This window comes from Mycobacterium sp. E3251 (assembly GCF_001666835.1).
In the GTDB taxonomy this organism is placed as follows: domain Bacteria; phylum Actinomycetota; class Actinomycetes; order Mycobacteriales; family Mycobacteriaceae; genus Mycobacterium.
This window is the reverse complement of sequence record NZ_LZJF01000068.1, coordinates 1-21,461: the sequence shown is the minus strand read 5'-3', so window position 1 is coordinate 21,461 and position 21,461 is coordinate 1. Positions and strand designations below refer to the sequence as shown.

Here is a 21,461-nt window from a genome sequence, read left to right as displayed (position 1 = left end):
CGCCCCTAGCCTGGCCGGAGGTACGAAGTAACCGACGAGTCGAGGCAACGCATGAGCCACTCCGAATCTGAAGCCGCCGCACCACGCCGCGAGTCGGTGTGGGACTACCCGCGCCCGCCCCGCGTCGAGCCGTTCACCGGTCGCATCACCGTCGAGTTGGGTGGTGAAGTCATCGCATCCACCCGTCGGGCCTGGCGGGTGCTCGAGACCAGTCATCCGCCGACGTATTACCTCCCGCGTGACGCGTTCGCCGAGGGGGCGCTGCGTGAGACGTCCGGCAGCTCCTGGTGTGAATTCAAAGGCCGGGCAACCTATTACGATCTGCTGGGCGGCGGCGTCGTCGCGCCGAAATCGGCTTGGAGCTATGTGAGTCCGACGCCCGGATTCGAAGCCATCGCCGGGGCGGTCGCGGTGATGGCCGCCAATGTCGACCGTTGCACGGTCAACGGAGAGGTCGTCGTGCCCCAACCCGGCGGCTTCTACGGCGGCTGGATCACCAGCTGGGTGACCGGCCCGTTCAAAGGCATCCCCGGCTCGACGGGTTGGTGATCGCGCCGCTACACCGGCTCTATCCGGTAACGGACCAAGCGCCGCGTGTCAGTGCCGAAATCCGCTGCGCGGCAAGACCCGTCGGGCCGCCACCCGTCACGCCCGTAAAAGCTCAGCGCGCGGGTGTTGCCCTCCAGCGCCCACAGCACGGCGCCTCGCGCACCGACTCGCCGCAACCGCTCCCGGGCGGCCACCATCAGCGAGCGCCCCACCCCCGCACCCAGATGGTCCGGGTCGACATACAGCGCCATCAGCTCACCAAAGTTCGGTAGGTCGTTTTCACGACATAGGCCCGTGGTGGCGAAGCCGCGGATCGCGGACCCCTCGACCGCGACCAAGGTGGACGGCATCCGCAACCCCACGCGGCCGAAGGTGTACCGGTCGACCAACGCCTCCGGGGTGAGGTTGTCCAGGTAGGCGCGGCCGATGAGCCCCCGGTAGGCCGACTGCCACGACCGCACGTGTAAACAGGCCACCTCGTAGGCGTCCGCCGGGACCGCCGCCCGCACCTGGGTCATCGTTGCAGTATTCGACGATCTGGGGTCAGATTGCCTAGTTGACACCCGTCAAGACTCCGGAGGGTACGAAAATGGCAGACACGGCGTCCGTCGGGCTGAAGGTCCGCGGCAAGGTAATCGTGATCACCGGCGGCGCCCGCGGCATCGGGTTGGCCACCGCGACCGCGCTGCACAATCTGGGCGCCAAAGTGGCAATCGGTGACATCGACGAGGTGCGGGTGAAGGAATCCGGCTCCGCGCTGGGCCTGGACGTGTACGGCAAGCTCGACGTCACCGACCCGCACTCGTTCGCGGACTTCCTGGACGAGGTCGAGCGCCAACTCGGCCCGATCGACGTGCTGGTCAACAACGCCGGCATCATGCCGCTCGGCCGGATGGTCGACGAGCCGGACGCCGTCACCCGGCGCGTCCTCGACATCAACGTCTACGGCGTCGTCCTGGGCAGCAAGCTGGCGGCCCAGCGCATGGTCCCCCGCCGGTCCGGACACGTCATCAACGTCGCCTCACTCGCCGGGGAGACCTACATCGCCGGGGCCGCCACCTACTGCGCCAGCAAGCATGCGGTGATCGGCTTCACCGATACCGCCCGGCTGGAATGCCGCAAGGCGGGCGTCAAGTTCTCGGTCGTCATGCCGACGTTCGTGAACACCGAGTTGATCGCCGGCACCTCGGGCGCCAAGGGCATCAAGAACGCCGAGCCGGCCGACATCGCGGAGGCGATCGTCAAACTGGTGGCTCATCCCCGGCCGCGGGTGCGGGTCACGAAGACCGCCGGCGCGATCATCGCGTCGCAGAAGTTCATGCCCCGCGCGCTGTCCGAAGGGCTGAACCGCGCGCTCGGCGGCGAGCACGTCTTCACCGACGACGTCGACGCCGAGAAGCGCAGGGCCTACGAGTCGCGGGCTCGCGGCGAGGAGTAGTCGGCGATCGCGAGCGCGGCGGAGCCGGGCGAAGCGGGTCGCCGCCATGAGGAGTAGTCGGCGATCGCGAGCGCGGCGGAGCCGGGCGAAGCGGGTCGCCGCCATCAGGAGTAGTCGGCGATCGCGTCGGGCGCCGTTCACCGCGGGCGCGGACAATCGGCGGAGTGAGCCTACAAACCCAGACAACCGCTCCCCTTGCCGACGACCAACTCGACCTGATCAACGCATACTGGCGCGCCGCCAACTATCTGTCGGTCGGACAGATCTACCTGCTGGACAACCCGCTGCTGACCGAACCGCTGGCGGCCGAGCACGTCAAACCGCGGCTGCTGGGCCACTGGGGAACCACCCCGGCGCTGAACCTGATCTATGCGCACCTGAACCGAGTCATCCGCGACCGCGACGCCAGCGTCATCTACGTCACCGGGCCCGGCCACGGCGGCCCCGCACTGGTCGCCAACGCCTATCTCGAGGGCACCTACAGCGAGGTGTACACCGGCATCGAGGAGGACGCCGAAGGGCTGCGAAAGCTGTTCCGGCAGTTCTCTTTTCCCGGCGGCATTCCTAGTCACGTCGCCGCCCAGACGCCCGGCTCCATCCACGAGGGCGGTGAGCTCGGCTATGCGCTGGTGCACGCCTACGGCGCCGCGTTCGACAACCCGGATCTCGTCGTGGCCTGCGTGATCGGCGACGGCGAGGCCGAGACCGGGCCGCTGGCCGCCAGCTGGCATTCCAACAAATTCCTCAACCCGGTCACGGACGGGGCGGTGCTGCCCATCCTGCAGCTCAACGGCTACAAGATCGCCAACCCGACCGTGCTGGCGCGCATCCCTCACGCCGAACTCGAGGCGCTGCTGCGTGGCTATGGCTACCGGCCCATCACGGTCGCCGGTGACGACCCGGCCAACGTGCACCAGCAGCTCGCCGCCGCGCTCGACGACGCCTTCGACGACATCGCGGCCATCCAAAGCGCCGCCCGCAGCGGCAACGCGACGCAGCGGCCCGTCTGGCCGATGATCGTGCTGCGCACACCCAAGGGCTGGACCGGCCCGAAGGTGGTGGACGGCAAGAAGGTCGAGGGCACCTGGCGCGCGCATCAGGTCCCGCTGGCCGAGACGCACGACAATCCCCAGCATCGGGCGCAGCTCGAGGAGTGGCTGCGCAGCTACCGGCCGGAGGAGCTGTTCGACGGCAACGGCAAGCTGCGCGCCGAGCTGCGGGCAGTGGCGCCCGTGGGCGATCGCCGGATGAGCGCCAATCCGCATGCCAACGGCGGCCTGCTGCTGCACGACCTCGACCTGCCGGACTTCCGTGACTACGCGGTCACGGTGTCGCAGCCGGCGACGCAAACCCACGAGGCCACCCGGGTGCTGGGCACCTTCCTGCGGGACGTGATCGCGCGCAACCGCGACCGGTTCCGGCTGATGGGCCCCGACGAGACGGCCTCCAACCGGCTGGACGCCGTCTACGGGTCGACGGCCAAGGTGTGGCTCTCGGAGCTCGGGCCCGACGACGAGAACCTCGCGCCCGACGGCCGCGTCATGGAGGTGCTCTCCGAGCACCTGTGCCAGGGCTGGTTGGAGGGCTACCTGCTGACCGGCCGGCACGGCCTGTTCAACTGCTACGAGGCGTTCGTCCACATCGTCGACTCGATGCTCAACCAGCACGCCAAGTGGCTGGCCACCAGCCTGGAGCTGCCGTGGCGGCGACCGATCGCGTCGCTGAACTACCTGCTGTCCTCGCACGTGTGGCGCCAGGATCACAACGGCGCGTCCCACCAAGATCCCGGCTTCATCGACCTGGTGGCGAACAAGCGGGCCGAATTGACCCGGGTGTATCTGCCGCCGGACGGCAACACGCTGCTGTCGGTGGCCGACCATTGCCTGCGCAGCCGCGACTACATCAACGTCATCGTCGCCGGCAAGCAGCCGGCGCTGGCCTACCTGGACATGGACCAGGCCATCGCGCACTGCGCACGCGGCGTGGGGATCTGGCCGTGGGCGAGCACCGCCACCGGCGAACCCGATGTGGTGCTGGCCTGCGCCGGGGACATCCCGACGCTGGAGACGCTGGCTGCCGCCGACATCCTGCGCCGCGAACTGCCGGAGCTGGCGGTCCGGGTGGTCAACGTCGTCGACCTGATGCGGTTGCAGCCGGATTCCGAGCACCCGCATGGCCTGCCGGACAAGGAGTTCGACGCGCTGTTCACCCGCGACAAGCCGGTCATCTTCGCCTACCACGGCTACCCCTGGCTGATTCACCGGCTCACCTACCGCCGCACCAACCACCCGCACATCCACGTGCGCGGGTTCAAGGAGCGGGGAACCACCACGACGCCGTTCGACATGGTGATGCTGAACGATCTGGATCGCTTCCATTTGGTGATGGACGTCATCGACCGGGTCGACGGGCTGGCCAGCCGCGCCGCCGAGCTGCGCCAGCGGATGGTCGACGCCCGGCTCGCCGCGCGCATCTACACCCGTGAGCATGGCGAGGATGACCCGCAAATCGCCGGCTGGACCTGGGAGTCGAGCGAGCAGAACGAACGTAGTGAGTGATGGGAGCGAGACGACCCATCGACCTGGGAGTCGAGCGAGCAGAACGAACGTAGTGAGTGATGGGAGCGAGACGACCCATCGACCTGGGAGTCGAGCTGATTCGCGCCGAGATTGCCGTCACGGTTGCCCTTCGGGGCCTACCACGACCGTGACGGCAATCTCGTTGAACCGTCGCGGCGGGCGCCGATCGGTAAGCTGGTTGAATGCTTGACGCCGCCGAGACACCCGACATTCACCATCCGGTGATCTCGCAGCTCTCGGCGCTACACCGGGCTCGCATCCACCTCGACATCGCTGTCGTCGTCGCGGTCTTGGTGCTGACCAACCTCGTCGCGCACTTCACCACCCCGTGGGCCGGCATCGCCGTGGTTCCCGCCGCCGCCGTCGGCCTGGTGTTCCTGATGCGCGCCAACGGTCTGGACTGGGCCGATCTCGGGTTGGGACGCGAACACTGGAAGTCGGGGCTGGGCTACGCGTTGGCCGCGGTGCTGGTCGTGGCCGCGGTGATCGCGGTGGGGGTGCTGCTCCCCGTGACCCGGCCGATGTTTCTGAACCACCGCTATGCGACGGTCTCCGGCGCGCTGATCGCCTCGATGGTCATCATCCCGCTGCAAACCGTGATCCCGGAGGAGCTGGCGTTCCGCGGCGTGCTGCACGGCGCGCTGCATCGGGCGTGGGGGTTCCGCGGCGTCGCGCTGGCGGGGTCGTTGCTGTTCGGGCTGTGGCACGTCGCAACGTCGCTCGGGCTTACCAGCAGCAATGTCGGCTTCACCCGGATTCTCGGCGGCGGTGTCGTCGGGATGCTGGCCGGGGTGACCGGCGCGGTGCTGGCCACCGGTGCCGCAGGATTCGTCTTCAGCTGGCTGCGCCGTCGCAGCGGCAGCCTGATCGCGCCGATCGCGCTGCACTGGTCGCTGAACGGCCTCGGGGCGCTGGCCGCCGCCCTGGTCTGGCACCTGACGGCCTGAGGCCGGTCACACCAGCAGCACCGCCGCACCGGCGATACGGCCGGCGCTGAGATCGGCTAGCGCACGATCCGCTTGGTCCAACGGGTATTCCGGCGTGGTCACCTCGATGTGGTGCTGGCCCGCGAAGTCGAGGAACGCCCGCGCATCGGCCCGGGTGTTCGAGGTGACCGAGCGGACCTGGCGTTCCTGGAACAGATGGCGCTGGTAGTTGAGCACCGGGATATCGGACAGGTGGATGCCCGCGATCGCCAGAGTGCCGCCGCGGTCCAACGCTTCCAGCGCGGGCAGCACCAGCTCCCCGACCGGGGCGAACAGGATGGCCGCATCCAGCGGGACCGGTGGCGGGTCGGCCGCGCCCTGCGCCGACGCCGCGCCCAGCTGCATCGCCAGTTCACGCGCCTCGGCTCCACGCGTCATCACGTGCACCTCCGCGCCCTGCGCCAACGCGACCTGCGCGGTGATGTGGGCGCTGCCGCCGAAGCCGTACAGACCCAGCCGTCCGCCCGGCGGCAGGTCGGCGCGGAGCAGGGAGCGATAACCGATGATCCCGGCACACAGTAACGGCGCCAACTCGCTGTCGCTGTAACCGCCGGGCAGCGGATGCGCGAAAGCGGCTGGCACCGTAGCGAATTCGGCGTAGCCACCGTCGGCGTCCCAGCCGGTGTAACGGGATTGCGGGCACAGGTTCTCGTCGCCGCGGCGGCAGTACTTGCACACGCCGCAGGTGTGGCGCAGCCAGGCGATCCCCACCCGGTCTCCCACCTCAAACCCGTCGCCCGCGTCGGGACCGACCTCGACGACTTCGCCCACCACCTCGTGGCCGGGTGTGACATGGTCGCGGTGTACGGGCAGGTCGCCCTCGGTGACGTGCAGGTCGGTGCGGCACACCCCGCAGGCCCGCACGGCGACCAGCAACTCCGCCGGCCCCGGGCGCGGCACGTCGGCGGTGGTTTGCTCGAGCGGGCCGGTGTCCATCGGTCCGGGCCGGCGCACCCGCCACGCGCGCATGGTCGTGGTGGTCAGCGGTGGAACCATTCGTCCATCATGCCGCTAACCACCACGGCCGCAACGTACTAACTGATCAGGTCCGTCGCACCATGCCGACGATCCAGAGCAGGATCAGCGACCCCAGCAGCGCGGTGAGGAACGTGAAGATCAGACCACCACCTGCGGTGTTGACGAAGAAGCTCAGGATGAAGCCGCCGATCAAGGCGCCGATTATGCCGATCACGATGTCCATCAGGATGCCGGCACCGCTGCCCCTGATGATCTTGCTGGCGAGCGCACCCGCCAGACCACCGATGATGATGTATCCAATGATGCCGACGCTCGTGAACGTCGTTGAGCGGGCCAGATATTCGGTAGCTGCCATGACGGTCATGCGGGTCTCCTTGCAATCGCTGGCAAAGCCCAGCGAGTTGCTGGGCCATCACTTCGGTATACCCGCTTTGCGTAACGAAAAAGGATCCGATTCGGAGACGGTTGGCGCATCATCGCGGCGCGCCGAGGGGCCGCGTCAGGTCGATTGCGTCCGCGGTGGTGCCGGCGCCGGGGTGGGGCTGACCTCTCCCGCGGGTGCCGGCGCCGGAGCCGGCGAGGGCGCCGGGGCTCCTGGAGCCGGAGCTGGCGCCGGTGCTGCTGGGGCCGGAGCCGGCGCGGGTTGGGCCCCCGGGGCCGGCGGGGCACCAGCCGCCGCGGCGGGCGGGCCCGCCCAGGGCTGGATCGACTCGGCGAGCGCCTTGGCCGCGCCCTTGTCGACGGGGTCGTTCGCCGTGCCGAGCCACACCACGAACCAGCGTTGCGGCGGGCCGCCGTTCGGCGTGTTCGCCGCGGGCAGTCCGACGACGCCGGTCCAAATCTGGCCGTTGGGCTTGGAGGCGTCGCTGAACTTGACCTCGTAGTACGACGCGCTGCCGGTGACGCCATTGGCCCCGGTGAGCGGGGTGCTTTCCTGGTTGATTCGGGTGCCCGGATACGGCAGGAAGAACTCACCCATGTCCGAGCCCAGCCGCACCGCGGCCTTCGTGTTGTTGGCTTCGGCACTGGCGTAAAGCTTTTGGTCCAGCCGGCCCATCACGATGCGGGTGTCGTTGGCGACCGGTGGGGGCTGGTCGGGCAGCGGCGGCTGCCCCGTCGTCTTACTGAGCAGCGCCGAGCCGTAGTCGAGGTGGGAGGCGTCCGACTCCACCCAGCCGGGAGGAAGGATGTAGCTGAAGCCGCCTACGGCGTTGGCGATCCGCCCGGCGTTCGGGTCGGCGGGCGGCGGGGGCGGCGGCGCGTTCGGGTCGACGGGCGGCGGCGGCGGTGGCACGGGCGCGTTGGGATCGACCGGTGCCGGAGGGGCGCCGGGCGCCGGAGCAGCCGGCGGTGGAGTGGTTGCGGGAGCCGCCGGGCCTGCGGCGGGAGCCGGGGCGGGGGCGGTCGTCGTCGCCGGCGGGACCGGAGTCGGGACTTCCGGGTCGGCGTTCGAGGTCGCCGGCAAAGCGATCGTGACGGCGCTGGCACTGGTCACCGTGGCTATCGCCAGCGTCGCCCACAGGCCTTTGCGACGTGTCGAGTTGGGTTCCACCTGGTCCATGGCGACGAACCTACCGTGTTACCGCTGTGACGCAAGGAGCCTTGCGGACAATTGCGATGCCGTTTTGCCGATGTTGCCGATGTGCAACCCACCGGGCGGCCACGCGCTCGGTCCCGTCCCTCAGTACGCCGCCGGATAGAGCGCCACCTCATGGGCTTTGACGGAGAACCACACCTGCTGCCCGGGCGCCAGCCGCAGCTCCGACGCGGCGTCGACGGTGATCTCCGCGGCCAGCCCGGGGGCGCCGTCGGGCTGCTGCTCGCCGCGCACCAGCACCGCCGACCCGCGAATGTCCATCTCCGCCACCGTCACTTCGACGGTGTTGCGTGGGCTGCCGTGTGGCAGCTCCCGATAGACCGCCACCGCCGTCGGCGGAAAGACCGCGATCGCGTTGCGTCCCTCAGCGAGCTCGTCGCCTCCCTCAACGGCGGGGGCCGCGTGCCAGCGGGCGCCCGAGCGCGCGTGCAGCGAGCGGTCGGGGCCGATGGTCCCGTTGACCAGGTTGATGCCGGCGATGCGCGCCCCGAAGTGGCTGCGCGGCGTCGTCAGCACGTCGGCGACCGGGCCGATCTCGGAGACCTTGCCGTCCTCGAGCACCAGCACCCGGTCGGCCAGGGTGAACACGTCGAGCAGGTCGTGCGTGATCAGCACGACAGCGCAGCCGGTGCGGCCGACCGCGCCGCGCAACACCGCGCGAATCCCCGCGGCCGCGGCGACGTCGAGGCCCGCCAGTGGCTCATCGAGCAGCAGCACGTCGGGTTCGGCGGCCAGCGCCCGCGCGATCGCCACCCGCTGGGCCTGACCGCCGGACAGCTGGCGCGCCTTCCGGCCCGCCAGCGGCTCGGCCTCCACCTCGCGCAGCCAGCGCAGCGCCGTGGCCTTCTCCGCGCGCCGGGCCGGGCGGAGCCGGCCGCGACGGCTGTGCGGACCGAACGCCACGTTGGCGGCAACGCTCATGTGCGGGAACAGCAATGGGTCCTGCAACAGCAGGCCGACGCGGCGATCATGGGTGGCCACGTCCACCCCGGCATCGGTGTCGGTCAGCACCCGGCCCCCCAACCGCACCAATCCGCGGTCCGGGCGAAGCAGCCCGGCGATGACGTGCAGCGCGGTCGACTTGCCCGCGCCGTTGGGTCCCAGGACCGCCAGCACTTCGCCCGCCGATACGGAGAATTCGACGTCCAGGCGGCGCTCCGCCACCACGGCGCGCAGGTGCAATTCGCTCATGGCCCGGTCTGCCTCGTCTCGGTGCCGGTCAGCCGGCGGGCGCCCAACCCCAACACCACCACGGCGGCCACGGCCACCAGCAGGATCGACAACGCCACCGCCGCGTCGGCGTCGGTGACGCGCTGCAGGTAGATCTCCAGCGGCAGCGTGCGGGTGACTCCTTGCCGCGACCCTGCGAACGTCAGGGTCGCGCCGAACTCCCCCAGCGAGCGGGCGAACGCCAAGACCGTGCCCGACGCCAGGCCCGGCAGCAGCAGCGGGAGGGTCACCCGCCACCAGACGGTGCTGGGACGCGCCCCGAGGGTCGCCGCGACGACCTCGAAGTCGGCGCCGGCGGTGCGCGCGGCCCCCTCCAGGGAAATAACCAGGAACGGCAGCGAGACGAACGTCTGCGCCAGCACCACCGCGGTGGTGCTGAACGCGATGCTGATGCCGGCGGCGTCGAGGTACCGGCCGAGCAATCCGAGCCGGCCGAACGCGTAGAGCAACGCGATCCCACCCACCACCGGCGGCAGCACCAACGGCAGCAGGATCAACGGCCGCAACAGCCGCACCGGCCGCGCCGTGCTGCGGGCCAGCACCAACGCCATCGGCACGCCGAGCAGCACACACAGCAGGGTGCTGGCCGCGGCGGTCTTGAGGCTGAGCAACAGCGCCGTCCGGGACGACGGGCTGGTGATCAACGACCAGAAATTCGGCCAGTCGACCTTGATCGCGATGGCCAGCAACGGCAGCACCACGAACACCGTCCCCACCGCGGCGGGTAGGTATACCCACCGCGGCAGATCCGGAGGGCGCTCGCTGATACGTACACCCCTAACAGGGATCGGGAGATCTGGACCGCCTCAACCTAGCGCCGGACGTATAGCCAATCGGGTAACGCGCGGGAGTTTCCGCCGATGAGCCAGTTCGGAGCACGTCTGTTGTGAGATTCTGCTGAGATGCCCGCTCCTTCGGGTGTCGTGACGTTCCTGTTCACCGACATTGAGGGTTCGACCCGTCGGTGGGAGGCCGACGCCGACGGGATGCGGGTGGCGCTGGCCGCCCACGACATGGTGTTGCGAACGGCAATCGAGGCGCACGGCGGTTGGTTGTTCAAGCACACCGGCGACGGCGTCTGCGCGGCGTTCGCGTCACCGCGCTCAGCGGTCGACGCAGCGGTGGCCGCTCAGCGCGACCTGGAGTTGCCGGTGCGGATGGGGCTGGCGACGGGCGAAGCCGAGCTGCGCGAGGGTGACTACTTCGGCACGGTGCTCAACCGCGCCGCACGGGTGATGGCGGCCGGTCACGGCGGGCAGATCCTGTTGGCCGACTCGACCGCGGGTCTGCTCAGCGGAGTCGACCTCGTCAATCTGGGGTCGCGACGGTTGCGGGACGTGCCGATGCCGGTCGGGGTGTTTCAAGTACGGGCAGCGGGACTACGTGCCGAGTTTCCGCCGTTGCGGGCGCTCGACACGCCTCCGGGAAACCTGCGGCCCGCGACCACCAGCTTGATCGGACGGGAGGTTGAGGTCGCCGACGTCGAGGCGGCGGTCAAGGCGCATCGGATGGTCACGCTGACCGGCGTGGGTGGGGTCGGCAAGACCCGCCTCGCGACGGAAGTCGCCGCGCGACTGGCAGATGTGTTCCCCGACGGGGTTTGGCTATTCGAGCTGGCCGCGGTCACCGATCCGGCGGCGGTGCCCGACGCGGTTGCCGCGGTGCTCGGCATCACCCAGCAACCGGGCAAGACCGTCACCGAATCGGTGGCCGCGGCACTGGAGGGCAGGGTACGGCTGTTGGTGCTCGACAACTGCGAGCACGTTCTCGACGCCGCCGCTGACCTGATCGAGGCCATCGTGGCGCGCTCGGCGGCCGTACGAATCCTCGCCACCAGTCGCGAAGGACTCGGAGTCCCCGACGAGCAGGTGCGGCCGGTGCGCTCGCTGGACGCGGCGGCGGGCGTCGATTCTGCGGCGGTGACCCTGTTCGTCGAACGCGCCCAAGGCATTTCGCCGGGCTTCTCGCTGGCCGACGGCGGTGAGGCCGGCGCGGTCATCGAGATCTGTCGGCGCCTTGACGGGATTCCCTTGGCCATCGAGCTGGCCGCCTCACGGATGGCGTCGATGACCGCCGGCGAGATGCGCGATCGCCTCGATCACCGGTTCAGGCTGCTGGTCGGCTCGCGTCGGGGCCTGGAACGTCATCACACGCTGCGCCACGCGGTGGCCTGGTCCTACGACCTTCTCGACGACACTGAAAGGACTGTGCTGCAACGCTGTTCGGTTTTCGCGGGCGGTTTCGACGTGCAAAGCGCGTGCGCGGTGGCCGGATCGCAAGAGCTCGACGAGTACGCCATCCTGGAGGTATTCGACGCCCTGGTGCGCAAGTCGCTGCTCGTGACGGACAAGTCCGCGGCGCGCACCCGCTTTTCGATGCTGGAAACCATCCGCCAGTTCGCCGAGGAACAACTCATCGCATCGGGTGAGGCAGACGCGGTCCGGACCGCGCACGCCCATTACTTCGCCGGACGGGAAGCCGACCTCATGGCGCTGTGGGACAGCCCGCGACAGCGCGAGGCGTACGGCTGGCTCACGGTCGAGCTGGCCAACCTGCGCATCGCCTTTCGTTGGGCCGCCGACCACGGCGACCTGGATGCGGGCGCCGCCATCGCCGCGTATGCGGGCTTGCTTGGTCCGTTTCTCGAGAACTACGAACCCATCGCCTGGGCCGAAGAAATGGTCGGACCCCTTCATGCCGTCGAACACCCGCGGCTGGCAGCGGTATGCGTGGGGGCATCGCTGTCCGTTCTTGTCGGCCGGTACCAAGAGGCTGTGGGCTACAGCGAAATCGGTCAGACGGTTATCGCCGCCGCAGGCGACAAAGTGTCGTACTTCGGCGAGGCGTTTCTCGGCAGTGCGTATTTGTTCGTCGGGCAGCCCGAACGGTACCTCGAGCTGTGTCGCGCCCAGGTGAGGCGCAGCGGCGACGCCAACACGTTCGGGAGGGCGAACCTGGCTTTCGCTTTGGCCGTCTGCGGTTCGGCCGACGAGGCGACGGCAATCGCCGACAGCCTCATCGATGCCGCCGAAGCGAACGGAAATCCATGGGTGCTTGCTTACGTACTTTTCGTGTACGGGTACGCCGTCCGGGCCACCGATCCGGGTCGCGCCCTGGCGGCGCTGCGCCGTAGCCTGCTCGTCGCGCGGGACAGCGGCAACCGGTTCTACGAGACCCAATTCCCATACTGGGCCGCCGGACTCATGGCCGAGCAAGGGGACTCCTGGGCGGCCTTGGATCATCTCGCCGTGGCCATTCGCAGTAACCACGAGTCGGGCAACATCGGCATGATGTACAACGCGCTCGCTGTCTTCGCCGTGTTCCTCAACCGGCTAGGACGCTACGAACCGGCTTCCATCATCGCCGGGCTTGCGGCGGTCAGTGCGATGGCGGCAACGACCTTGCCCGAACTCGGAGAAATGATCGCCGATCTTCGCAAGGTCCTCGGCGACCAAAGCTACGAATCGCTCGCCCGCAAGGGCGAGGTGATGACCACGGCCGACATCGTGACCTACGCCTATGCCCAAATCGACAAGATCCGAACCGATTTCGAACGGCCCGCTGAATTCTAGGGTTTGGCGAAGCCCGACTGGGCCAAAATGTTTTGACCGATTTCACCGGTCACCACGGCCACGAACCGTTGCGCCAACGCCGACTGCGGAGCATTCTTCAGCACCGCGATCGGATAGACGTTCACCGCGCCGGCGGCCTCCGGGAAGCTGACGCGGGTCACCTTGTTCCCGGCGCTCTGGGCGTCGGTGACGTACACCAGCCCGGCGTCCGCCTGGCCGGTGGTGACCTTGTTGAGGACGTCCGTCACGCTGGGTTCCTCGCTCACCGGGTTGAGATGGACGCCGGTGCTGACTTCGACCCGCTGGGTCGCCGCTCCGCACGGCACCGGCACCTGGCAGACCACCACCCCCAGCCCCGGCCTCGCGAGGTCGGCGAAGGCGCCGATCTTCTTGGGGTTGCCTGGGGCGGTGACGATCACCAGCGTGTTCGACGCGAAGTTCGTCGCGCTGCCGGACAGCAGGCCGGCCTTGGCAACCGTGTCCATCTGCGCGGTGTCCGCCGAGGCGAAGACGTCGGCGATCGCACCCTGCGTCAACTGGATGGCCAGTTCCGACGATCCCGCGAATTCGAAGTCGACGTTGCTGCCCGCATTTTGGGCTCTGAACTGCGCACTGATCTGAGTGAACGCGGGCTTGAGCGAGGCGGCGGCGAAGACCACCACTTTGCCGGATGCGGAGGGCGGTCTCGAACCGCACCCGGACAGGCCCATCGCCAGCACCATCGACACCACACCGGCCAGGATCCCGATCCGCCGCATGCATGCACCCTAGCCCGCCGACGATGCGGACCAATTACGGGCTTAATCGCGCAAAAAAGTGCCCGCCGAATAGTTACGCAAATGATCCGCGCGTCGCGGCGTCAACAATTTCGCCGACTAGCTACTGTCCAGTAACATCTAGGCAGATTGATGCCATAACGCGCTGAGATCCCAGGCAGATCCCCTCGGCGGTCCCTGTGGATGGCCACACGGAACTGCCCGGGTCTGGGTTCAACGTTGAACACGAGGAGGTCATGGCAGTGGAAGTACTGGTCACCGGCGGAGACACCGAACTGGGGCGCACAGTGGCCGAAGGCTTCCGCGATGCCGGTCACAAGGTGACGCTCGTGGGCGCGCGGCGCAGCGACCTGGAGATCGCCGCCAAGGAATTGGATGTGGACGCGATCGTCTGCGACACCACCGACCCGGCGAGCCTGACCGAGGCCCGTGCCTCGTTCCCCCATCATCTGGACACCATCGTCAACGTGCCGGCGCCCTCATGGGAAGCCGGCGACCCACGCACCTACTCGATCGCCGACACGGCCACCGCGTGGCGAAACGCCTTGGACGCCACCGTGCTGTCGGCGGTTCTGACGGTGCAGACCGTCGGCGATCACCTGCGCTCGGGTGGCTCCATCATCAGCGTGGTGCCCGAGAACCCGTCGCCCGGAAGCGTCGACGCCGCCATCAAAGCGACCCTGTCGAATTGGGTCGCGGGGCAGGCCGGCATCTTCGGCACCCGTGGGATCACGGTCAACGCCGTAGCCAGCGGGCGCAGCGCCCAGCCCGGCTATGACGGCCTTTCTCGCACGCCCCCGTCGGTCGCCGGCGAAGTGGCGCGGTTGGCGTTGTTCTTGACCACCCCGGCGGCTCGCCACATTACCGGCCAGACGCTGCACGTCAGCCACGGCGCGCTCGCCCAATTCGGCTGAGGGCGTAATCGGCGGCCGAGCCGTATCGTCCCGCTCGGCGTCGCACTACGGTAGATCGCGTGGCTATTCGACTCGGTCTGCAGATTCCCAACTTCTCCTACGGCACCGGGGTGGAACAACTCTTCCCCACTGTTCTGGCTCAGGCCCGCGAGGCCGAATCGGCTGGCTTCGACTCGGTTTTCGTGATGGACCACTTCTACCAACTCCCCATGCTGGGCGACCCCGACCAGCCGATGCTGGAGGCCTACACCGCCCTCGGCGCGCTGGCCACCGGCACCGAACGAGTTCAGTTGGGCACCTTGGTAACCGGCAACACCTACCGCAACCCGGCCCTACTGGCGAAGACCATCACCACCCTCGACGTGGTGAGCCAGGGCCGCGCGATCCTGGGCATCGGCACCGGCTGGTTCGAACTCGAACACGACCAGCTGGGTTTCGAATTCGGCACCTTCACGGACAGGTTCAACCGGCTCGAGGAGGCGCTGCAGATCATCCTGCCGATGATCAAGGGCGAGCGGCCTACCTTCTCCGGCAAGTGGTACCAGGTGCGCGAGGCGCTCGCGAATCCGCGCTTCCGTGACCACATTCCGCTGATGATCGGCGGCAGCGGTGAGAAGAAGACGATCCCGCTGGCGGCGCGCCATTTCGATCATCTCAATGTGATCGCCGGATTCGACGAGCTGCCAGGGAAATTGGACGTCGTGCGGCGGCGCTGCGAGGACATCGGCCGGGACCCCGCGACGTTGGAAACCAGCACGCTGACCACGGTGCTGGTCGACGAGAACGCGAAACCCGATCAGATTCCGGCCGAAATGCAGCAGCGCATGGTGGTCGGCGGTCCCGATTCGGTCGCCGACCAGATCAAGACCAAAGTGGTGGACGCGGGCATCGACGGCGTGATCATCAATCTGCCCTTCTACACCCCCGGCGTGATCAGCGCCGTCGGCGAGGCGCTGCGCCCGGTCGTCGGCCTCTAGCCGCCGACGCCGCCACTTTGGGGTCGCGGATTGGTGCCGCCGCGGTAATACTTCGATGTAGCAGCGTCGACCTGCGCCACAACGGCGCAGCGCAGAGGTAAGGGGCCGGGACGGCCATGAAGAAAAGAGCCCTGGCGGCGGTCGCGGCCGGCGTGGCGTTCGCCGCGCCCCCGATCGCGCATGCCGACAACAACTGGATCGCCATGGCGATCTCGGACTCCACCGGCCGCATCAACATCGCCGACGGAGCGGCCAGCCAGGGCGCGGCCGAGAAGGCGGTGATGGAGACCTGCCGCAAGAGCATCAGCGACTGCCGACTGCTGGCCAGCGGGCAGGGCGGGTGCGTGGCGCTCGTTTTGAATGCGGCCAAATCCCGATACTTCGGCGGCTGGGGTCCGACCCGCGAAGAAGCCGAAGCGCAGGCGCTCGAGCGTGCCCCCGGCGGCACGATCCAAGCGGGCCACGACCACTGTGCGGGTGAGGGCTCCAGCCAGTGACGCCGCCCGCGCGCCGATAGCTGACAACCCTGATAACTGCGCCACACCGCTGGACGCTCACCAGGGATTTCGCCCGCGGACACCTTTAGTGTTGCAAACAACACATGGGTATCAACTAGGTTTCCGGGTACCCGCCTGACTAGCGTTGTGGCTAACTGCAGTCGCGTGTCCAAAAGCCCCCGTCAGGAGCAGCGGAAACATGAGCCCCCCACCAGAAACCACAGCTGGAACCGAACGTCGCCACCAGGTGGTCATCATCGGTTCGGGATTCGGCGGGCTCAATGCGGCAAAGAAGCTCAAGCACGCCGACGTCGACATCAAGCTGATCGCGCGCACCACCCACCACCTGTTCCAGCCGTTGCTGTACCAGGTGGCGACGGGCATCGTGTCCGAAGGCGACATCGCCCCGCCCACCCGCGTCGTCCTGCGCAGGCAGCGCAACGTCCAGGTGCTGTTGGGTGACGTCACGCATATCGACCTGGCCGGCAAGTACGTGGTATCCGATTTGCTCGGCCACACCTACGAAACCCCTTACGACAGCTTGATTATCGCCGCGGGCGCCGGACAGTCGTATTTCGGTAACGACCACTTCGCCGAGTTCGCCCCCGGCATGAAGTCGATCGACGACGCACTGGAGGTGCGCGGACGGATCCTGAGCGCGTTCGAACAGGCCGAGCGGTCGCGTGACCCCGAACGACGCGCCAAGCTGCTGACGTTCACCGTGATCGGCGCCGGGCCCACCGGTGTCGAAATGGCCGGGCAGATCGCGGAATTGGCGGCCCACACGCTGAAGGGCTCGTTCCGTGGCATTGACTCCACCAAGGCGCGAGTGATCCTGCTCGACGCGGCCCCCGCCGTGTTGCCGCCGTTCGGCGACAAATTGGGCGCGCGGGCGCGCGCCCGGCTGGAGAAGATGGGTGTGGAGATCCAGTTGGGGGCGATGGTCACCGACGTCGACCGCAACGGCATCACGGTCAAGGACTCCGACGGCACCATCCGGCGCATCGAGTCCGCCTGCAAGGTGTGGTCGGCGGGCGTGCAGGCCAGCGGCCTGGGCCAAGACCTCGCCGAACAGTCGTCGGTGGAACTCGACCGCGCCGGGCGGGTCAAGGTGCTGCCCGACCTGTCCGTCCCGGGGCACCCGAACGTGTTCGTGATCGGCGACATGGCCGCCGTCGAAGGCGTTCCGGGCGTGGCGCAGGGCGCGATCCAGGGCGCCAAGTATGTCGCCGGCACGATCAAAGCCGAACTGGGCGGCGCCGATCCGTCGGAGCGCGAGCCGTTCCAGTACTTCGACAAGGGCTCGATGGCCACCGTTTCGCGGTTTTCCGCGGTGGCCAAGGTCGGTCCGCTGGAGTTCAGCGGCTTCATCGCCTGGCTGATGTGGCTGGTGCTGCACCTGGTCTATTTGGTCGGGTTCAAGACCAAGGTCAGCACGCTGCTGTCGTGGACGGTGACCTTCCTGAGCACGCGGCGCGGCCAGCTGACCATCACCGAGCAGCAGGCCTTCGCCCGCACCCGTCTCGAACAGCTGGCGGTGCTCGCCGCGGAGACCAAGCGCCCAGCGACCGCCAGGCGGGCGAGCTAACCGGCCAGCCGGTCGGCTTGCCACGTGCTGAGTAGTCCGCCGCCGGCCAACATCAGCACGGTCGAGCCGGAATCGATCGCGGTGTTCGAGAAAGCCGTTTCGGGGTAACGCAATTCGTGAATCGAGGCGCGCGGCGCCGAAATGATGTCGTCGCCCGACGATCCGGCGCCCAGCTCCACCCGGTGGCGTAGCAGGGGGCGGTCATCGCAGTCGGCGTGTAACGACCCGGACCAAAACCCCTGGTGCTCTTCGCATCTGCCGACCTGCACGCGCTCGCGGAAGCGCACCTGGGCCCCGTCGTGCAAGGAGAAGGCGGCGCTGGACACATGGCGGGCGTCGGCGGCGACCACGGTCGGCTCCAGGTCGATATCGAGGCTGCCGGTCGCCTGTATCTCCCAATGGGCGTGGGAAGTCGGGACATTCGCGCCGGGCAACGCGACCGTGGCGGCGGCGCTGCGGAGCCTGAGCCGGGCGCCGCGTTCGACGATGACGCGAAGGTCGATGCTGTCGCCGCCCAGCGGCGTGGCCGCCGCCGACACCAGATGGACCGTGTCGGGCGAGGTGCGGCGGGCCGCCACACCCCCGCCACATTCGATGCGTGGCAGCCGGTTCGCATACGCGACCACCAGGACCCGGGATCGCATCACACGTTGGCCGCCTCGCGCAATTGCGTGCGGACCCACGCCAGCACCTGCGTCGCCGCCGGGTCGTCGGTGAGCGACTGCAGGACGGTGGGCCGGCCATCGCGGACCGCGGCGGCGTCGTCGGCCATCACCTGCAGGTCCGCCCCTACCAGTGGTGCCAGGTCAGTCTTGTTGACTACCAACAGATCCGAGTAGGTGACCCCGGGCCCACCCTTGCGGGGCACCTTGTCGCCACCGGCCACGTCGACGACGAAGATCTGCACGTCGACCAAGCCCGAGGAAAAGGTGGCGGTCAGGTTGTCGCCTCCGGATTCGACCAGGATCAGGTCCAGCGGCTCGTGCGCGGCGATCAGGTCGTCGATCGCATCGAGGTTGGCGGTGATGTCGTCGCGGATCGCGGTGTGCGGGCAGCCGCCGGTTTGCACCGCGGCGATCCGGTCGTCCGGCAACACCGCGTGCCTGCGCAGGAAGTCGGCGTCCTCGGTGGTGTAGATGTCGTTGGTCAGCACCGCCAGCGACAGCTCGTCGCGGAGCTGCCGGCACAGCGCGGCGACCAGCGCGGTCTTGCCGGACCCGACCGGGCCGCCGACGCCGACGCGCAGCGGCTCCCCCGGTTGCCGGACCCGTCGCGGCCGCTCGAGGGGTGGATGCGGGTGGCCGTGTGAATGTGTTGGCATCTCGTGTCTTTCAGCGGACTGATGGAAGCGGTTGGCGCGCGGGCGCGTTGGTAGGCAGCGTATCGACCACATCATGGCCAAGTCGTGCGAGTGGTCCTGCGACCGCCCAGTCGTTGCCAGGAAAGTCACAGCTGTCTGCCGGGTACGTCAAAGTTGTAGACGAAGGTCGAACAGGTACGTTGTATGGCGGCGGCCGAAACGGCCGCCCGGACGAGTTCGCCGTACCCGGAGAGCGACAAGACGGTGACCGCGGGATGCCTGGCGTGCCGGTCAACCGAAAACGGTCTGCGAACTTCTCCTCCGTTTAGTTTCGGTCGTCGGGGCATCCTCCGCCGTGAATTGAAACTCGACGAGAGGATTTTCGATGTTCAACCCGTTCGCCGGCCAGGCCGACATTCCCAACCGTGAGGGTGCGTGGGCGCAGCAAGCCGAAGCGGAGCTGTCCACGCGCCGTCACCGCGAAGAGATCGACCGCTGCCTCAGCCACGGGCTTGAAGCCGCCCCCACCATCAACGACCGCACCCTGTCGACCTTCGCCCGCGGCGAGCTCCCCCACTTCGCCGGGGAACGCGGGACGTTCCTCAAGGCCCCGTTCCTGGAGGATGTGAACGACGTCGCCGACGCCGAGGTGGCCGTCTTCGGAGCACCGCTGGACGCCGGGACGACCTACCGCCCGGGCACCCGGTTCGGGCCAATGGGCATTCGCCGCTCCACCAACCTGTTCGGCACCTATTGCTACGAGCTGGGAGTCGACCTACGGGAACAGCTCAACATCGTCGACATCGGCGACGTGGTCACGATCCCCGCCAACATCGAGAAGTCGTTCGACCAGATCAGCCAGGCGATGGCCCACGTGGTCTCCAAGGGCGTGTTCCCGGTGGTGCTCGGCGGCGACCACTCGATCGGCTTCCCGACCGTGCGGGGTCTGGCCCCCTACCTGGACGGCAACGTCGGGATCATCCACTTCGACCGCCACGTCGACACCCAGGAAACCGACCTCGACGAGCGGATGCACACCACCCCGTGGTTCCACGCCACCAACATCAAGAACGCCCCGGCCACCAACCTGGTGCAGATCGGCATCGGCGGATGGCAGGCTCCGCGCGCCGGCGTCCAGGTGGGCCGCCAGCGCGGCAGCACCGTCATCACCGTCGGTGACGTCGAACGCGTCGGGATCGAAAAGGTCGCCGAGATCGCGCTGGAGACGGCGTGGAAGGACGCCAAGGCGGTGTACCTGTCGTTCGACATCGATGTCATCGACGCGGGATTCGTGCCCGGCACCGGCTGGCCCGAGCCCGGCGGCCTGCTACCGCGCGAGGCGCTCAACCTGATCCGGATGATCTCCGAACCCGGACTGAACGGCATCGAGGTGGTGGAGTGCTCACCGCCGTATGACTGGGCGGAACAGACCGCGCTGATGAGCAGCCGCGTCATCCTGGACAGCCTGGCGGTCATGGTGCGGGCGGGCAAGCTCGGCAAGAAGCCGGCCGCGCTCAAGCGGCACGCCTGGGGCCCGTTCGCCGACTGACGAGGTGGGTTATGAAATCCGCCTGTCGGGCTGTCTACTTGCGGTCTCCACCCAGCGCCCGCGCTTAGGAGATTAGTCCCGGTCAAACCGCCGGGTAACGACACCGAGGCCAACAGTTGGTCATTGCTAGTTGGTCACGTAGCAAATACTGCTGTCTGCTGCCGTTTGGGCCGCCGCGCGCCGAATCCCTATGCGCGGTCCGTCCTCCTCGGACCGGCGGGGAGGCTGCGGCATTGGCGATGCCACTACATCGCGCCGGGACAATCGGGCGACGCCTCGCACCAAAGTCAATATGGATAAGGGGCTCTCGCCACGAGGTTGCGCCCCGGCCGGTCCCGCACTCCCCCGTCCGGAGGCGCGGATGCTCACCGTCGCCCGGGGCGCCCGGCCCGGCCGGGCCCCATGCGGCACCGGGCCTCGGACAACTATTTCGGCGGCTGAAAATCGACTTTCAGCAAATTCCCAGGAGTTAACCATGGTTGTTACAGGTGCAACTAAGAATATTAGGTAGTTGTACGGCGACGAGACGGCGGAGCGTCTCTCGGCGCCGCGGTGCGGCGACGCGAACAACTCGGCGTCGCGCCACTCGTGCGCAAGCCATGGCGCACGAAACCGGATCGCCAAGCCAGCGCCCCGTCCGGGCCCGCGGCGTTTGAGCTGGCGCCTGGTCGGCTGGTTACGGGGGTTTTGTAGTGGATTTTGCGGCGTTACCGCCCGAGGTCAACTCCGGGCGGATGTATGCGGGCGCGGGGGTTGGGCCCCTGGTGTCGGCGGCCGCGGCGTGGGACGCGCTGGCGGCCGAATTGGGCTCGGCGGCGGCGGCCTATCGGGCGATCGTGTCGGAGCTGACGGGTGGGCCGTGGGTGGGTCCGTCGTCGGCCGCGATGGCGGCCGCGGTGGCGCCCTATGTGTCGTGGATGAACAGCACGGC

General features: G+C 68.4%; 20 protein-coding genes and 1 riboswitch. Of the genes, 11 read left to right on the top strand and 9 right to left on the bottom strand.

Translation table 11 applies throughout. From position 1 onward, the window contains the following. Positions 1 to 51: 51 nt before the first annotated feature. Positions 52 to 549, top strand: a complete 498-nt coding sequence (locus A5697_RS10045; RefSeq protein WP_067950450.1) for a DUF427 domain-containing protein — start codon at positions 52 to 54, stop codon at positions 547 to 549. Positions 550 to 557: 8 nt separating this feature from the next. Here A5697_RS10045 and A5697_RS10040 read toward each other — a convergent pair whose 3' ends face one another. Further along, the gene (locus A5697_RS10040) at positions 558 to 1,067 is read right to left on the bottom strand and encodes a GNAT family N-acetyltransferase (RefSeq protein ID WP_067950448.1); all 510 of its coding nucleotides are present in this window, start codon (positions 1,065 to 1,067) and stop codon (positions 558 to 560) included. Positions 1,068 to 1,138: 71 nt separating this feature from the next. On the opposite strand from A5697_RS10040, the gene A5697_RS10035 reads away from it, so the two are divergent. The 3 genes from A5697_RS10035 to A5697_RS10025 all read left to right on the top strand — a co-directional run bounded on the left by A5697_RS10035 (position 1,139) and on the right by A5697_RS10025 (position 5,513). Further along, positions 1,139 to 1,987 (top strand): SDR family oxidoreductase, encoded by an 849-nt coding sequence (locus A5697_RS10035; RefSeq protein WP_067950445.1) that lies wholly within the window; start codon positions 1,139 to 1,141, stop codon positions 1,985 to 1,987. 164 nt (positions 1,988 to 2,151) lie between these two features. Beyond that, the gene (locus A5697_RS10030) at positions 2,152 to 4,545 is read left to right on the top strand and encodes a phosphoketolase (protein WP_068010158.1); all 2,394 of its coding nucleotides are present in this window, start codon (positions 2,152 to 2,154) and stop codon (positions 4,543 to 4,545) included. Positions 4,546 to 4,748: 203 nt separating this feature from the next. Then, on the top strand, positions 4,749 to 5,513 hold the full coding sequence (locus tag A5697_RS10025) for a CPBP family intramembrane glutamic endopeptidase (protein ID WP_067950441.1): 765 nt from the start codon (positions 4,749 to 4,751) through the stop codon (positions 5,511 to 5,513). 6 nt (positions 5,514 to 5,519) lie between these two features. Here A5697_RS10025 and A5697_RS10020 read toward each other — a convergent pair whose 3' ends face one another. The 5 genes from A5697_RS10020 to A5697_RS10000 all read right to left on the bottom strand — a co-directional run bounded on the left by A5697_RS10020 (position 5,520) and on the right by A5697_RS10000 (position 10,124). Further along, positions 5,520 to 6,548 carry a zinc-binding alcohol dehydrogenase family protein gene (locus A5697_RS10020; protein WP_067950439.1) on the bottom strand — a complete coding sequence of 343 codons (1,029 nt, stop codon included), beginning with the start codon at positions 6,546 to 6,548 and terminating at the stop codon, positions 5,520 to 5,522. A 46-nt stretch (positions 6,549 to 6,594) separates the two neighbouring features. After that, positions 6,595 to 6,894 (bottom strand): GlsB/YeaQ/YmgE family stress response membrane protein, encoded by a 300-nt coding sequence (locus A5697_RS10015; RefSeq protein WP_067950437.1) that lies wholly within the window; start codon positions 6,892 to 6,894, stop codon positions 6,595 to 6,597. Between the two features lie 135 nt (positions 6,895 to 7,029). After that, the gene (locus A5697_RS10010) at positions 7,030 to 8,091 is read right to left on the bottom strand and encodes an alanine and proline-rich secreted protein Apa (RefSeq protein WP_068010156.1); all 1,062 of its coding nucleotides are present in this window, start codon (positions 8,089 to 8,091) and stop codon (positions 7,030 to 7,032) included. A 120-nt stretch (positions 8,092 to 8,211) separates the two neighbouring features. After that, positions 8,212 to 9,318, bottom strand: coding sequence for a sulfate/molybdate ABC transporter ATP-binding protein (locus A5697_RS10005; protein WP_068010155.1), 1,107 nt, complete (start codon positions 9,316 to 9,318; stop codon positions 8,212 to 8,214). After that, positions 9,315 to 10,124, bottom strand: coding sequence for an ABC transporter permease (locus A5697_RS10000; protein ID WP_156673235.1), 810 nt, complete (start codon positions 10,122 to 10,124; stop codon positions 9,315 to 9,317). Before A5697_RS10000 ends, A5697_RS10005 begins: the two co-directional genes overlap by 4 nt. A gap of 135 nt (positions 10,125 to 10,259) precedes the next feature. On the opposite strand from A5697_RS10000, the gene A5697_RS09995 reads away from it, so the two are divergent. Next, positions 10,260 to 12,929 (top strand): adenylate/guanylate cyclase domain-containing protein, encoded by a 2,670-nt coding sequence (locus tag A5697_RS09995; protein WP_068010151.1) that lies wholly within the window; start codon positions 10,260 to 10,262, stop codon positions 12,927 to 12,929. Here A5697_RS09995 and modA read toward each other — a convergent pair. Beyond that, positions 12,926 to 13,687 (bottom strand): molybdate ABC transporter substrate-binding protein, encoded by a 762-nt coding sequence (gene modA / locus A5697_RS09990; RefSeq protein WP_068010149.1) that lies wholly within the window; start codon positions 13,685 to 13,687, stop codon positions 12,926 to 12,928. The genes A5697_RS09995 and modA overlap by 4 nt on opposite strands. A 254-nt stretch (positions 13,688 to 13,941) precedes the next feature. On the opposite strand from modA, the gene A5697_RS09985 reads away from it, so the two are divergent. The 4 genes from A5697_RS09985 (at position 13,942) to A5697_RS09970 (ending at position 17,681) form a co-directional block, all read left to right on the top strand. Next, positions 13,942 to 14,619, top strand: coding sequence for an SDR family oxidoreductase (locus A5697_RS09985; protein WP_068010279.1), 678 nt, complete (start codon positions 13,942 to 13,944; stop codon positions 14,617 to 14,619). Between the two features lie 59 nt (positions 14,620 to 14,678). Then, a complete protein-coding gene (locus A5697_RS09980; protein ID WP_067950424.1) occupies positions 14,679 to 15,596 on the top strand; it encodes an LLM class F420-dependent oxidoreductase in 918 nt (305 codons plus the stop codon). A gap of 116 nt (positions 15,597 to 15,712) precedes the next feature. Then, a complete protein-coding gene (locus A5697_RS09975; RefSeq protein WP_067950422.1) occupies positions 15,713 to 16,093 on the top strand; it encodes a DUF4189 domain-containing protein in 381 nt (126 codons plus the stop codon). 199 nt (positions 16,094 to 16,292) lie between these two features. Then, positions 16,293 to 17,681, top strand: coding sequence for an NAD(P)/FAD-dependent oxidoreductase (locus tag A5697_RS09970; protein WP_068010147.1), 1,389 nt, complete (start codon positions 16,293 to 16,295; stop codon positions 17,679 to 17,681). Here the strand turns inward: A5697_RS09970 and A5697_RS09965 are convergent. Both A5697_RS09965 and ureG read right to left on the bottom strand, forming a co-directional pair. Further along, positions 17,678 to 18,325, bottom strand: coding sequence for an urease accessory protein UreD (locus A5697_RS09965; RefSeq protein ID WP_068010146.1), 648 nt, complete (start codon positions 18,323 to 18,325; stop codon positions 17,678 to 17,680). The two genes, A5697_RS09970 and A5697_RS09965, sit on opposite strands and share 4 nt — an antisense overlap. Beyond that, a complete protein-coding gene (ureG, locus tag A5697_RS09960; protein WP_068010145.1) occupies positions 18,325 to 19,002 on the bottom strand; it encodes an urease accessory protein UreG in 678 nt (225 codons plus the stop codon). The genes A5697_RS09965 and ureG overlap by 1 nt, the downstream gene beginning before the upstream one ends. A 186-nt stretch (positions 19,003 to 19,188) precedes the next feature. Further along, positions 19,189 to 19,252, top strand: a riboswitch (guanidine-III (ykkC-III) riboswitch). Positions 19,253 to 19,366: 114 nt separating this feature from the next. Between ureG and A5697_RS09955 the strand changes: the two genes are divergently transcribed. Both A5697_RS09955 and A5697_RS09950 read left to right on the top strand, forming a co-directional pair. After that, entirely contained in the window at positions 19,367 to 20,530 is a 1,164-nt protein-coding gene (locus A5697_RS09955; protein WP_067950415.1) for an agmatinase family protein, read from the top strand. 692 nt (positions 20,531 to 21,222) lie between these two features. Then, positions 21,223 to 21,461 (top strand): PPE domain-containing protein (locus tag A5697_RS09950; protein WP_156673234.1); only part of this gene is annotated, 239 nt, incomplete at its 3' end.

Excerpts from the sequence above, each read along its gene's own strand:
- A5697_RS10045 (WP_067950450.1), top strand. The coding sequence starts at position 52 with ATGAGCCACTCCGAATCTGAAGCCGCCGCACCACGCCGCGAGTCGGTG.
- A5697_RS10040 (WP_067950448.1), bottom strand. The coding sequence starts at position 1,067 with ATGACCCAGGTGCGGGCGGCGGTCCCGGCGGACGCCTACGAGGTGGCC.
- A5697_RS10035 (WP_067950445.1), top strand. The coding sequence starts at position 1,139 with ATGGCAGACACGGCGTCCGTCGGGCTGAAGGTCCGCGGCAAGGTAATC.
- A5697_RS10025 (WP_067950441.1), top strand. The coding sequence starts at position 4,749 with ATGCTTGACGCCGCCGAGACACCCGACATTCACCATCCGGTGATCTCG.
- A5697_RS10020 (WP_067950439.1), bottom strand. The coding sequence starts at position 6,548 with ATGGTTCCACCGCTGACCACCACGACCATGCGCGCGTGGCGGGTGCGC.
- A5697_RS10015 (WP_067950437.1), bottom strand. The coding sequence starts at position 6,894 with ATGACCGTCATGGCAGCTACCGAATATCTGGCCCGCTCAACGACGTTC.
- A5697_RS10010 (WP_068010156.1), bottom strand. The coding sequence starts at position 8,091 with ATGGACCAGGTGGAACCCAACTCGACACGTCGCAAAGGCCTGTGGGCG.
- A5697_RS10005 (WP_068010155.1), bottom strand. The coding sequence starts at position 9,318 with ATGAGCGAATTGCACCTGCGCGCCGTGGTGGCGGAGCGCCGCCTGGAC.
- A5697_RS09995 (WP_068010151.1), top strand. The coding sequence starts at position 10,260 with ATGCCCGCTCCTTCGGGTGTCGTGACGTTCCTGTTCACCGACATTGAG.
- modA (WP_068010149.1), bottom strand. The coding sequence starts at position 13,687 with ATGCGGCGGATCGGGATCCTGGCCGGTGTGGTGTCGATGGTGCTGGCG.
- A5697_RS09985 (WP_068010279.1), top strand. The coding sequence starts at position 13,942 with ATGGCAGTGGAAGTACTGGTCACCGGCGGAGACACCGAACTGGGGCGC.
- A5697_RS09975 (WP_067950422.1), top strand. The coding sequence starts at position 15,713 with ATGAAGAAAAGAGCCCTGGCGGCGGTCGCGGCCGGCGTGGCGTTCGCC.
- A5697_RS09970 (WP_068010147.1), top strand. The coding sequence starts at position 16,293 with ATGAGCCCCCCACCAGAAACCACAGCTGGAACCGAACGTCGCCACCAG.
- A5697_RS09965 (WP_068010146.1), bottom strand. The coding sequence starts at position 18,325 with ATGCGATCCCGGGTCCTGGTGGTCGCGTATGCGAACCGGCTGCCACGC.
- ureG (WP_068010145.1), bottom strand. The coding sequence starts at position 19,002 with ATGCCAACACATTCACACGGCCACCCGCATCCACCCCTCGAGCGGCCG.
- A5697_RS09955 (WP_067950415.1), top strand. The coding sequence starts at position 19,367 with ATGTTCAACCCGTTCGCCGGCCAGGCCGACATTCCCAACCGTGAGGGT.